This is a genomic window from Pseudomonas sp. P5_B2 (genome assembly GCF_056400445.1).
In genome coordinates, this window is record NZ_JBFULH010000093.1 from 1 (window position 1) to 13,094 (window position 13,094).

Here is a 13,094-nt window from a genome sequence, read left to right on the forward strand (position 1 = left end):
GTGTAAGCCTGCATTTGTGGTGTCTGACACACCGCCATCGCGAGCAGGCTCCCACAGGTTATGCGCCAGTTTTTTCATTTATTGCCCGCCCAAAGAGAACTTCTCGCGTGCCCGACGCCATTTTGCGCCTCGCCCTGCCTTCGCCCCTGCGCCGCCTGTTCGATTACCGTGCCCCGGCCGGAGTCCTGCGCGCCCAGCTGCAGCCGGGCATGCGCCTGCGGGTGCCATTCGGTCGGCGGGAAATGATCGGGATTCTGGTGGAGGTCACCGATACCAGCGAAGTGCCGGTGGCAAAGCTCAAACCCGCGCTGGCCCTGCTCGACGCCACGCCGCCACTGCCACCGGCGCTGTTCAAGCTGTGCCTGTGGACCTCCCAGTATTACCAGCACAGCCTGGGCGACACCTTGAGTTGGGCGCTGCCGGTGTTGCTGCGCCAGGGCGAACTGGCCGAAGCGCGCCAGGAACGTTTCTGGTCTGCCGCGCCAGGCGCCAGCCTGGATGATCCGCGCATTGCCCGGGCACCACGCCAGCGCGAGGCATTGGCGACACTGGCCCAGCATCCCCACGGCGTTGCCCATCAATTGCTGAGCAAACTGATGTTGAGCAAAGACAGCCTGGATTTGCTGCTGGCCAAAGACCTGGTCCAGGTAGAAATCCGCAAGCACGCCCCCGGCGCGCGTCACGAACACTGGCTGGCACAACCGGAACTGCCACTCAACCCGGAGCAACGCGCGGCCTATGAAGCCATCCGCGCAGGTTTCGACAGTTATCACGCGTTTTTGCTGGCCGGCGTCACCGGCAGCGGCAAGACCGAAGTTTATTTACAGCTGATCCGCGAAACCCTTGAGGCTGGCAAACAGGCACTGGTGCTGATCCCGGAGATTAACCTCGGCCCGCAGACTCTGGCGCGCTTCGAACAGCGCTTCAATGCGCGCATCGCATTGATCCACTCGGCGGTCAATGATCGCGAACGCCTGGAAGCCTGGCTCGCGGCTCGGGACGGCGACGCCGACATTATTATCGGCACACGCTCAGCGCTGTTCACGCCGATGAAGAACCCCGGCCTGATCATCATCGACGAAGAGCATGACGGCTCCTATAAACAGCAGGAAGGTTTGCGCTATCACGCCCGCGATCTGGCATTGGTCCGCGCCCGGCAGGAAAACATCCCGATTGTCCTCGGCTCCGCCACGCCTTCATTGGAAAGCCTGCACAACGCCTACACCGGCCGTTACGGTCTCCTGCGGCTGAACGAACGGGCCGGCGGTGCCAAGCAACCGCGCTTCCTGCGCCTGGATGTAAAAAGTCGCCCGTTGGACAGCGGCATTTCCGGGCCGATGCAGCAAGCAATCGGTCAGACGCTGGCCGCCGGCCAGCAAGTACTGGTCTTCCTCAACCGTCGCGGCTTCGCACCAACGCTGCTGTGTCACGACTGCGGCTGGATGTCTGAATGCCAGCGCTGTGATGCGCGGATGACCGTGCACCAGCGTTCCGGCGAGTTGCGCTGCCACCATTGTGGCTACGTCGAACGCGTGCCCCGGCGCTGCCCGAAATGCAGCAAAGTCGATTTACGGCCCGTGGGCGCTGGTACCGAGCGCGCCGAGGAACGGCTGGCGATTTTATTCCCGGACTTTCCGGTGCTGCGGGTCGACCGTGACAGCACGTCGCGCAAGGACGCAATGAATCAGCTGTTCGCTACCATTCAAAAAGGCCAGCCGTGCATTTTGGTGGGTACGCAAATGCTCGCCAAAGGGCATCACTTTCCACGGGTGACGCTAGTGTCGATTCTCGACGCCGACGGCGGGCTGTTCTCCGGCGACTTCCGCGCCAGCGAGCGCATGGCGCAGTTGATTGTTCAGGTCGCCGGGCGCGCCGGGCGGGCGGAAGAGCCGGGCAAAGTGATCATCCAAACGCATTTGGCGGACCACCCGCTGCTGGTGCAACTGACCGAGCAAGGGTATTTCGCCTTTGCCGAGCAAGCGTTGAGCGAACGCCGCTCAGCTGGGTTACCGCCTTTTGCCCATTTGGCGCTGCTGCGGGCAGAAGCGCACAAACCAGGGCAGGCCGAAGGGTTTCTTGATGAAGCGTGCAGCGAGGCCGAGCGTTTGTTGGCCGAGCAAGGCCTGACCGGGATCGAGCTGCTGGGGCCGGTGCCTGCGCCGATGGAGCGCCGCGCCGGACGTTATCGGGCACAGTTGTTGTTGCAGGCTACGGCTCGGGCGCCACTGCATCGGTTGTTGAGCAGCTGGCTGCTGGTGTTGGAGCAGATGCCGAGCGGACGGGCGGTGCGTTGGTCTCTCGATGTCGATCCGGTCGACTTGTACTAACTCAGAGTCCGCCATCGCTAGCAGGCTAGCGCCCACAGGAGAGCTGTGGCGCTCATCTAATCAGGGTGGGGGCGAGCCTGCTCGCGATACCGGCTAAATGGTCACCACGTATCCATAACCTGCCCGCTATAGTTGGCAAGCCCGTCTTCGCCACGGATAATGCCCAGTTTTTCCACCAGCGCATCGAAGCGCGTACCGCGCTTGCGGTCGAAAGAGACCACCATGAAAGACACCATTCGCCAGCTGATCCAACAAGCCATCACCCAACTCGTCAACGAAGGTGTGTTGCCTGAAGGCCTGTCGCCGGCGATCCAGGTGGAAAACTCCCGCGACAAGAAGAACGGCGACTTCGCCAGCAACATCGCCATGATGTTGGCCAAACCGGCCGGCATGAAGCCCCGTGACCTGGCCGAAAAAATCATCTCCGCGCTGCCGGCTGATGAAAACGTCAGCAAAACCGAAATCGCCGGCCCCGGCTTCCTGAACTTCTTCCAGAACACCGAGGCCCTGGCCACTCGCCTGGACGCCGCGCTGGCCGACGAAAAAATTGGCGTACGCAAGGCCGGCCCAGTGCAGCGCACCGTGGTCGACCTGTCGGCACCGAACCTCGCCAAAGAAATGCACGTCGGCCATTTGCGCTCGACCATCATCGGTGACGGTGTTGCGCGCGTACTGGAATTCCTCGGCGACGAGGTAATCCGTCAGAACCACGTGGGCGACTGGGGTACCCAGTTCGGCATGCTGATGGCCTACCTGCAAGAAAACCCGATCACCAGCGATGAGCTGTCGGACCTGGAAAATTTCTACCGCGCGGCCAAGCAGCGCTTCGACGAATCCGAAGAATTTGCGGATCGCGCTCGTGGCCTGGTGGTCAAGCTGCAAGCCGGCGACCCGGACTGCCTGGCGCTGTGGACCAAATTCAAAGACATTTCCCTGTCCCACTGCCAGAAAATCTACGAGCTGCTGAACGTCAAACTGACCATGGCCGACGTGATGGGCGAAAGTGCCTACAACGACGACCTGATCAACGTGGTCAATGACCTCAAGGCTGCCGGCATGCTGGTCGAGAGCAATGGCGCCCAGTGCGTGTTCCTCGACGAATTCAAGAACGCCGACGGCGACCCGCTGCCAGTGATCATCGTCAAGGCTGACGGCGGCTACCTCTACGCCACCACCGATTTGGCGGCCGTGCGTTATCGCAGCGGCAAGCTCAAGGCTGATCGCGCACTGTACTTCGTCGACCAGCGTCAGGCCCTGCACTTCCAGCAAGTGTTCGCCGTGGCGCGCAAGGCCGGTTTCGTGACGCACCCGATGGAAATGGAACACATGGGCTTCGGCACCATGAATGGTAAAGATGGCCGTCCATTCAAAACCCGCGATGGCGGCACCGTGAAGCTGATCGACCYGCTGACCGAAGCCCAGGAACGCGCCTACACCTTGGTGAAGGACAAGAATCCAGAGCTGGCCGATGACGAGTTGCGCAACATCGCGAAGGTCGTAGGCATCGGCGCGGTGAAATACGCCGACCTGTCCAAGCACCGCACCAGTGACTACAGCTTCAACTTCGACCTGATGCTCAACTTCGAAGGCAACACCGCACCGTACTTGCTGTACGCCTACACGCGCGTCGCTGGCGTGTTCCGCAAACTGGGCAAGGACTTCACTGAAGTCGAAGGCCAGATCGTGCTCGAAGCGGAACACGAACACGAACTGGCTGCCAAACTGGCGCAGTTCGGCGAAATCCTGAACAACGTGTCCGACAAAGGCACGCCGCACATTCTTTGCACCTACCTGTACGATGTGGCCGGCCTGTTCTCCAGTTTCTACGAGAACTGTCCGATCCTCAGCGCCGACACCCCGGCGCAAATGCAAAGCCGTCTGCGCCTCGCCGCGTTGACCGGCCGCACCCTCAAGCAAGGCCTGGAACTCTTGGGTCTGGAAACTCTGGAGCGTATGTAAGTTGGCTGCCAAGAAAAAACCTGCACCCAAGCGTGGCGCCAGCCGTTACCAAGCTCCTGCAAAACAGCCGATTCCGGGCTGGCTGTGGATGGCCATCGGCCTGACGGTCGGCGCGTTCATCGTCTTCCTGATGAAACTGGAACCTGGCAAGGGCAGTGACACGGTCAAGCGCGAGAAGGTGGAGCAGCAACAGAAGGCCACCAAGATCGCCGAAGCCAACAAGACGCCGCCGAGCCCGACGCAACCGGTGAAGCCGAAATACGACTTCTACACCCTGCTGCCGGAATCGGAAGTGATCGTGCCGCCGGATGCCGTGCCGGAGAAAACCCTGCCGACACCACAAGTGCCGGCCATTCCGACCACGCCGGTGACGCCTGCGGAAGCGGCGAAGATTGATACGGCACGGGCTCAGGCTGCCCTGGCCGGGATTACCCCGCCGCCAGCACCACCGGTGTCGAAAGCGGCGCCCGTGACCAAGTTCTTCCTGCAGGCCGGTTCGTTCCGCAAACAAACTGACGCAGACAAGGTCCGGGCACAGATCATTTTGCTGGGTCAGGCAGTGGCGGTTGAGTCCGGCACGGTGAAGGATGAGACCTGGTATCGCGTTTTGGTCGGGCCGTTCAGCAACCGCGAACAACTGACCACCGCGCAGAAACAACTGGCCGGCGCAGGGTTTAGCAACCTGCTGTTACAACAACGCCAAAGCCGCTGACCTCCTCTGATCGTTCCCACGCTCCGCGTGGGAATGTAGCCCGTGACGCTCCGCGTCACTGGACGCGGAGCGTCCCTCGGAGGCATTCCCACGCGGAGCGTGGGAACGATCATCCCTCACAGACTCACACCACTCGTCTCCCGCCGCGTCCTACAGTTGAAATCCACTCCACCACCCCCATATGAGTTGGCATAAGGCATTTTCGCCCCGCTGCGTGGAGACTCTCCCTTGACCACCATCGTTTCAGTTCGCCGCCACGGCAAAGTCGTCATGGGCGGCGACGGCCAGGTTTCCTTGGGCAATACCGTGATGAAAGGCAACGCGAAGAAAGTTCGCCGCCTGTACCACGGCCAGGTTATCGCCGGTTTTGCCGGGGCCACCGCTGACGCCTTCACCCTCTTCGAACGTTTCGAAGGCCAGCTTGAGAAACATCAGGGTCACCTGGTTCGTGCTGCCGTCGAACTCGCCAAAGAATGGCGCACCGACCGCTCCCTCAGCCGCCTCGAAGCCATGCTCGCGGTCGCCAACAAAGACGCGTCTCTGATCATCACCGGCAACGGTGACGTGGTCGAACCCGAAGAAGGCCTGATCGCCATGGGTTCCGGCGGCGGTTATGCCCAGGCCGCTGCCAGCGCACTGCTGAAGAAAACCGATCTGTCGGCCCGGGAAATCGTCGAAACCGCCCTCGGCATCGCCGCCGACATCTGCGTATTCACCAATCACACCCAGACCATTGAGGAGCAGGACTGCGCCGAGTAAGCCCCTGCTGGCCATCGCGCCACGGCTCATTCTTGCTTGAGGTCCGCTAAATACTATGTCCATGACTCCCCGTGAAATCGTCCACGAACTCAATCGCCATATCATCGGCCAGGACGACGCCAAGCGCGCCGTCGCCATCGCGTTGCGTAACCGCTGGCGCCGGATGCAGCTGCCAGAAGAGCTGCGCGTTGAAGTAACGCCCAAGAACATCCTGATGATCGGCCCGACCGGTGTCGGCAAAACCGAGATCGCCCGTCGCCTGGCCAAACTTGCCAATGCGCCGTTCATCAAAGTCGAAGCAACCAAGTTCACTGAAGTCGGCTATGTGGGCCGCGACGTTGAATCGATCATTCGTGACCTGGCTGACGCGGCAATCAAATTGCTGCGCGAACAGGAAATGACCAAAGTGCGCCACCGCGCCGAAGATGCCGCTGAAGAGCGCATCCTCGACGCACTGCTACCACCGGCACGCATGGGTTTCAGCAACGAAGACGCTGCGCCGTCGGCGGACTCCAACACCCGCCAGCTGTTCCGCAAGCGCCTGCGCGAAGGTCAGCTGGACGACAAGGAGATTGAAATCGAAGTCGCCGAAATGGCCGGCGTCGACATCTCCGCGCCACCTGGCATGGAAGAAATGACCAACCAGTTGCAGAGCCTGTTCGCCAACATGGGCAAGGGCAAGAAGAAAAGCCGCAAGCTCAAGGTCAAGGAAGCGCTGAAACTGGTGCGCGACGAAGAAGCTGGTCGCCTTGTCAACGAAGAAGAGTTGAAGGCCAAGGCGCTGGAAGCGGTCGAGCAGCACGGCATCGTGTTCATCGACGAAATCGACAAGGTCGCCAAGCGTGGTAATTCCGGTGGTGTCGATGTCTCCCGTGAAGGCGTACAGCGCGACTTGCTGCCGCTGATCGAAGGCTGCACCGTCAACACCAAGCTGGGCATGGTCAAGACTGACCACATCCTGTTCATTGCTTCCGGTGCGTTCCACCTGAGCAAGCCGAGCGACCTGGTGCCTGAGCTGCAAGGACGTTTGCCGATTCGTGTCGAGCTCAAGGCGCTGACGCCGGAAGATTTCGAACGCATTCTCAGCGAACCGCATGCATCGCTTACCGAGCAATACTGCGCCCTGCTGAAAACCGAAGGCCTGGGCATCGAGTTCCAGCCGAGCGGTATCAAGCGCATTGCCGAGATCGCCTGGCAGGTCAACGAGAAGACCGAGAACATCGGTGCCCGTCGCCTGCACACCTTGCTTGAGCGTCTGCTTGAAGAGGTGTCGTTCAGCGCCGGTGATCTGGCCAGCGCCCATGACGGCAAGGTGATCATGATCGACGCCGATTACGTCAACAGCCACTTGGGCGAATTGGCGCAGAACGAAGACCTGTCCCGTTATATCCTGTAAGCCAAGCGACCCTCTGTAGGAGTACAGTTTGCTGGCGATCGCGCACTTGAGATCGCCATCGCCGGCAAGCCGTGCTCCTATAGGAGTCAGACCACGCGCGTACAGACGGACTCCAGGTCATGACCCAACTCCCCACCGACATCAAACTGCACAAAGCCTCGAAARCCCTGTCGCTGAAATACGCGTCCGGTGAGGAATATCACCTGCCCGCCGAGTTCCTGCGCGTGCACTCTCCCTCCGCCGAGGTCCAGGGCCACGGCAAACCCATTCTGCAATTTGGCAAGATCAATGTCGGCCTGACCAAGGTAGAACCGGCCGGTCAGTACGCACTGAAATTGACCTTTGACGACGGCCACGACAGCGGTCTGTTCACCTGGGAATACCTGTACGAGCTGGCGCGACGTTATGACGCACTCTGGGAAGACTATCTTGCCGAGCTCAAAGCCGCCGGAAAAACCCGCGACCCGAACGAATCCATCGTCAAGCTAATGCTCTAAACCGGCCTTCTTGCTCTTTAGAAGGCATTTTCTAATTTCATCTGTTTGAATGCTCGGCTCAAAGGCCAATGAATGGCCTGCTTGCGAAAAAAATTAAACTCGGGTAACCAATGGAACTGGCAAGTTCCCTGCAATGCTCTCTGAACTAAAAAGCAGCGATGCAGAATTATCGGTCACCCAAGTTGCAGTACCTGGCATTGGCTTTTTGACTACTCAGTCAGCCCCAGGTACTCGTCTCAGGGCAATGGAGCGTCGTAGATGAGTAATAAGAATAACGATGACTTGAAATCACAAGCCTCGGAAAACACCTTGGGGCTGAATCCGGTCGTTGGGCTGCGCGGTAAGGATCTTTTGGCTTCTGCTCGCATGGTGCTCAGACAGGCCATCAAACAACCGATTCACAGTGCCAAGCATGTGGCCCATTTCGGTCTTGAATTGAAGAACGTGGTGTTTGGTAAATCCGCACTTCAACCGACACCCGAAGACCGTCGTTTCAACGATCCGGCCTGGACTCAGAACCCGCTCTATCGGCGTTATTTGCAAACGTACCTGGCGTGGCGCAAGGAACTTCACGAGTGGATCGACGACAGTAAACTGTCGCCCAAAGATGTCGCTCGCGGGCATTTCGTGATCAATCTCATGACCGAAGCCATGGCCCCGACCAACTCGGCGGCCAACCCGGCGGCGGTCAAACGCTTCTTCGAAACTGGCGGCAAAAGCCTGCTCGACGGCCTCTCTCATCTCGCCAAAGACATGGTGCACAACGGCGGTATGCCGAGCCAGGTCAACATGGGCGCATTCGAAGTTGGCAAGAGTCTGGCTGTGACCGAAGGCGTCGTGGTGTTCCGCAACGACGTGTTGGAGCTGATCCAGTACAAGCCGATTACCGAGCAAGTGTTCGAGCGCCCACTGCTGGTGGTGCCGCCACAGATCAACAAGTTCTACGTTTTCGACCTGAGCCCGGAAAAGAGCCTGGCGCGCCACTGCCTGCGCAGTAACCTGCAGACCTTTATCGTCAGCTGGCGCAACCCGACCAAAGAGCAGCGCGAGTGGGGCCTGACGTCCTACATCGAAGCGCTCAAGGAAGCGGTCGATGTGGTCAGCGCCATCACGGGCAGCAAAGACATCAACATGCTCGGCGCCTGCTCCGGTGGCATCACCTGCACCGCGCTGCTGGGCCATTACGCGGCAATCGGCGAGAAAAAGGTCAACTCCCTGACGCTGCTGGTCAGCGTGCTGGATACCACCCTGGACAGCGACGTCGCCCTGTTTGTCGACGAGCAAACTCTGGAATCCGCCAAGCGCCAGTCTTATCAGGCCGGTGTGCTGGAAGGCCGCGACATGGCGAAAGTCTTCGCCTGGATGCGTCCCAACGACTTGATCTGGAACTATTGGGTCAACAACTACCTGCTGGGCAACGAACCGCCGGTGTTCGACATCCTGTTCTGGAACAACGACACCACACGGTTGCCGGCCGCGTTCCACGGCGACCTGATCGAAATGTTCAAAAGTAATCCACTGATCCGCCCCAATGCACTGGAAGTGTGCGGTACGCCGATTGACTTGAAACAAGTCACCGCCGACATCTACTGCCTGGCCGGCACCACCGACCACATCACTCCATGGAAGTCCTGCTACAAGTCCTCGCAACTGTTTGGCGGCAAGGTCGAATTCGTACTGTCTAGCAKCGGGCATATCCAGAGCATTCTGAACCCGCCGGGCAATCCGAAATCACGTTACATGACCAACAGCGAGATGCCGGTCAAGGCCGAGGAGTGGCAGGAGAACTCCACCAAGCACACCGATTCCTKGTGGCTGCACTGGCAGGCATGGCAAGCCGAGCGTGGGGGCAAGATGAAAAAGGCGCCCACCAGCCTGGGCAACAAAACCTTCACCGCCGGTGAAGCAGCGCCGGGTACTTATGTTCATGAGCGGTAACTGACACACCTCGCGCCCCTGTAGGAGGCGAGCTTGTGTGGTGAGGGGGCTTGTCGGTACRCCGCATCGCCCCGTTCGGCTGCGAAGCAGTCGTAAACCGGACACGCGTTCTGATTACAGATCGCGGTGACTGGTTTTAGGTGCGCTTCGCGCCCCAACGGGGCAGTGCGACGTTTCGCCAAGCCCCCTCGCCACACAAGCTCAGCTCCTACAGGGACCGGGGGGTGAAATTGGGATAGCGAACCACAAGGCCTGAAGCATGCCGCAACCGTTTATTTTTCGTACCGTCGAACTGGATGGCCAGACTCTCCGCACGGCGGTACGCCCCGGCAAGCCTCATTTGACGCCCTTGCTGATATTCAACGGCATCGGCGCCAACCTGGAGCTGGTGTTTCCGTTCGTCGCGGCGTTGGACCCGGATCTGGAAGTGATTGCTTTCGACGTACCCGGTGTCGGCGGCTCGTCGACACCGCGTCGGCCTTATCGCTTTCCGGGCCTGGCGAAACTCACGGCGCGGATGCTCGACTACCTCGACTACGGGCAAGTCAACGTGGTTGGCGTGTCCTGGGGAGGCGCGCTTGCGCAGCAGTTTGCGTATTCCTATCCCGAGCGTTGCAAAAAACTCGTGTTGGCGGCCACGGCGGCCGGTGCTGTGATGGTGCCGGGCAAACCGAAAGTGCTATGGATGATGGCCAGTCCACGGCGCTACATCCAGCCATCTCACGTGATACGCATTGCGCCGATGATCTATGGTGGCGCGTTTCGGCGCGATCCTACCCTGGCGGCCAACCACGCGGCGAAAGTCCGCTCAGCGGGCAAGCTCGGTTATTACTGGCAGCTGTTTGCCGGTTTTGGCTGGACCAGCATTCACTGGCTGCACAAGATCAATCAGCCAACCCTGGTCCTGGCTGGCGACGACGATCCTCTGATCCCGTTGATCAACATGCGCCTGCTGGCCTGGCGAATTCCCAATGCCCAATTACACATCATCGATGACGGGCATCTGTTCCTGATTACTCGCGCCGAAGCGGTAGCACCGATCATCATGAAATTCCTCGAAGAAGAACGTCAGCGTGCCGTGATGCATCCGCATCCGCATCCGTCGCCATCGCGAGGTTAAAGACGCAAGCATTTTCCTGGAGGCCGGCAGGACGCCGCGCCGCGCAACAACCCACAACAGCGTCTATGGTGAACGGGTTAAGTGTGTTTGTTTTTGGCTTGAAACGAAGGAGTGTTGAGACATGCGCGACAAACCAGCGAGAGATCATTTGCCCACTCCCGCCGCGTTCATCAACGCACAGAGTGCGATTACCGGCCTGCGTGGCCGGGACCTGATTTCGACCCTGCGCAGTGTGGCGGCCCACGGCTTGCGCAATCCGGTGCACAGCGCCCGACACGCCTTGAAACTGGGCGGTCAATTGGGACGTGTGTTGCTGGGTGAAACGTTGCACCCGACCAATCCGCAGGACAGTCGCTTCAACGACCCGGCATGGAGTCTCAACCCTTTTTATCGCCGCAGCCTGCAGGCTTACCTAAGCTGGCAGAAACAGGTCAAAAGCTGGATCGACGACAGCGCGATGTCCCCTGACGACCGCGCTCGCGCGCACTTTGCGTTTGCCTTGCTCAATGACGCCGTGTCGCCGTCCAACACCCTGCTAAATCCACTGGCGATCAAGGAGCTCTTCAATTCCGGCGGCACCAGCCTGGTGCGGGGTCTCAGCCATCTGGTCGACGACTTTTTGCACAACGACGGCCTGCCCCGGCAAGTCACCAAGCAAGCCTTCGAAGTGGGCAGAACCGTTGCCACGACGAGCGGTTCCGTGGTGTTTCGCAACGAACTGCTGGAACTGATCCAGTACAAGTCGATGAGCGAAAAACAGTACTCCAAACCGCTGCTGGTGGTGCCGCCGCAAATCAACAAGTACTACATTTTCGACCTGAGCCCGCACAACAGCTTTGTCCAGTACGCCCTGAAGAACGGCCTGCAAACCTTCATGATCAGTTGGCGCAATCCGGATGTGCGCCATCGCGAATGGGGGCTGTCGACATACGTTGAAGCCGTGGAAGAGGCGATGAATGTGTGCCGGGCGATCACCGGTGCTCGCGAAGTCAACCTGATGGGCGCGTGCGCCGGCGGGTTGACCATCGCCGCGCTGCAAGGTCACTTGCAGGCCAAACGGCAACTGCGGCGAGTGTCCAGCGCGACCTATCTGGTGAGCTTGCTCGACAGTCAAATGGACTCTCCGGCGACCCTTTTTGCCGACGAACAGACCCTGGAGGCGGCCAAGCGCAAGTCTTATCAAAAAGGCGTGCTGGAAGGGCGCGACATGGCCAAGGTTTTTGCCTGGATGCGTCCAAACGACTTGATCTGGAGCTATTTCGTCAACAACTACCTGCTGGGCAAAGAACCGCCAGCGTTTGACATCCTCTACTGGAACAACGACAACACGCGGCTTCCGGCAGCCTTTCATGGCGATCTGCTGGACTTCTTCAAACACAATCCGCTGAGCCATCCGGGCGGCCTTGAAGTGTGTGGCACCCCCATCGACTTGCAGAAAGTCACCGTCGACAGCTTCAGCGTCGCCGGCATCAACGACCACATCACACCATGGGATGCCGTGTACCGCTCGACACTGTTGCTGGGTGGCGAGCGACGTTTTGTCTTGTCCAACAGCGGTCACGTGCAGAGCATTCTCAACCCGCCGAGCAACCCGAAAGCCAATTACGTCGAAGGCACAAAACTGAGCAGCGACCCACGGGCCTGGTATTACGACGCCAAACAAGTCGACGGCAGTTGGTGGACACAATGGCTGGTGTGGATTCAGCAACGCTCGGGCGCGCTAAAAGAAACCCACACGACCCTTGGCAATCAGAACTATCCACCGCAGGAGGCAGCACCCGGTACTTACGTGCGAGTGCGCTGACGATCAACCAACCACGGCCGACACTGGCCGTGGCCTGACTCGACCCATAAGAAGACTGGATGAAAACCCGCGACCGGATTCTCGAATGTGCTTTGCAGTTGTTCAATGAGAAAGGCGAACCGAACGTCTCCACCATGGAAGTTGCCAATGAGATGGGCATCAGCCCTGGCAATCTCTATTACCACTTTCACGGCAAGGAGCCGCTGATTCTCGGGTTGTTCGAACGCTTTCAGTCTGAACTGGCACCGTTACTCGACCCCCCCTCCGATGTCGAACTGGCACCGGACGACTACTGGCTGTTCCTGCACCTGATCGTCGAACGCTTGGCGCATTATCGGTTTCTGTTCCAGGACCTGTCTAACCTCGCCGGGCGCCTGCCAAAACTGGCCAAGGGCATACGCAACCTGCTCAATGCGCTGAAGCGCACACTGGCATCGTTGCTGGCGCGGTTGAAGGCCCAAGGGCAGTTGGTCAGCGACACCCAGGCGCTGGGACAACTGGTGGAGCAGATCACCATGACGCTGCTGTTCTCGCTGGACTATCAGCGGATTCTGGATCGCGAGGGCGAGGTGAGGCTGGTGG

Annotated in this window: 11 protein-coding genes; 10 read left to right on the top strand and 1 reads right to left on the bottom strand. The window is 59.7% G+C overall.

What is annotated here, in order from left to right; all coding sequences use genetic code 11:
- The first annotated feature begins 107 nt into the window (after positions 1–107).
- Positions 108–2,327 (top strand): primosomal protein N', encoded by a 2,220-nt coding sequence (locus AC1DRJ_RS10965; protein ID WP_477802151.1) that lies wholly within the window; start codon positions 108–110, stop codon positions 2,325–2,327.
- A 101-nt stretch (positions 2,328–2,428) separates the two neighbouring features.
- On the opposite strand, the gene AC1DRJ_RS10970 is transcribed toward AC1DRJ_RS10965, so the two are convergent.
- Positions 2,429–2,551: a hypothetical protein gene (locus tag AC1DRJ_RS10970; RefSeq protein ID WP_477802152.1), complete on the bottom strand. Its 123-nt coding sequence runs from the start codon at positions 2,549–2,551 to the stop codon at positions 2,429–2,431.
- Between AC1DRJ_RS10970 and argS the strand changes: the two genes are divergently transcribed.
- The 9 genes from argS to AC1DRJ_RS11015 all read left to right on the top strand — a co-directional run.
- A complete protein-coding gene (gene argS / locus AC1DRJ_RS10975) occupies positions 2,550–4,286 on the top strand; it encodes an arginine--tRNA ligase (RefSeq protein WP_477802153.1) in 1,737 nt (578 codons plus the stop codon). The genes AC1DRJ_RS10970 and argS overlap by 2 nt on opposite strands.
- A gap of 1 nt (position 4,287) precedes the next feature.
- The gene (locus AC1DRJ_RS10980; protein WP_007948953.1) at positions 4,288–4,998 is read left to right on the top strand and encodes an SPOR domain-containing protein; all 711 of its coding nucleotides are present in this window, start codon (positions 4,288–4,290) and stop codon (positions 4,996–4,998) included.
- A 228-nt stretch (positions 4,999–5,226) separates the two neighbouring features.
- The gene (gene hslV / locus AC1DRJ_RS10985; protein WP_046031180.1) at positions 5,227–5,757 is read left to right on the top strand and encodes an ATP-dependent protease subunit HslV; all 531 of its coding nucleotides are present in this window, start codon (positions 5,227–5,229) and stop codon (positions 5,755–5,757) included.
- A gap of 55 nt (positions 5,758–5,812) precedes the next feature.
- Positions 5,813–7,153, top strand: coding sequence for an ATP-dependent protease ATPase subunit HslU (gene hslU / locus AC1DRJ_RS10990; RefSeq protein ID WP_477802154.1), 1,341 nt, complete (start codon positions 5,813–5,815; stop codon positions 7,151–7,153).
- Between the two features lie 119 nt (positions 7,154–7,272).
- Positions 7,273–7,650, top strand: coding sequence for a gamma-butyrobetaine hydroxylase family protein (locus tag AC1DRJ_RS10995; protein WP_477802155.1), 378 nt, complete (start codon positions 7,273–7,275; stop codon positions 7,648–7,650).
- A gap of 258 nt (positions 7,651–7,908) precedes the next feature.
- Complete coding sequence (gene phaC / locus AC1DRJ_RS11000) at positions 7,909–9,588, top strand: class II poly(R)-hydroxyalkanoic acid synthase (RefSeq protein ID WP_477802156.1); 1,680 nt, start codon at positions 7,909–7,911, stop codon at positions 9,586–9,588.
- 259 nt (positions 9,589–9,847) lie between these two features.
- Positions 9,848–10,708, top strand: coding sequence for a poly(3-hydroxyalkanoate) depolymerase (phaZ, locus tag AC1DRJ_RS11005; protein ID WP_477789768.1), 861 nt, complete (start codon positions 9,848–9,850; stop codon positions 10,706–10,708).
- A gap of 121 nt (positions 10,709–10,829) precedes the next feature.
- The gene (gene phaC / locus AC1DRJ_RS11010; RefSeq protein ID WP_477802157.1) at positions 10,830–12,512 is read left to right on the top strand and encodes a class II poly(R)-hydroxyalkanoic acid synthase; all 1,683 of its coding nucleotides are present in this window, start codon (positions 10,830–10,832) and stop codon (positions 12,510–12,512) included.
- 59 nt (positions 12,513–12,571) lie between these two features.
- A partial coding sequence (locus AC1DRJ_RS11015) for a TetR/AcrR family transcriptional regulator (protein WP_477802158.1) occupies positions 12,572–13,094 on the top strand: 523 nt, incomplete at its 3' end.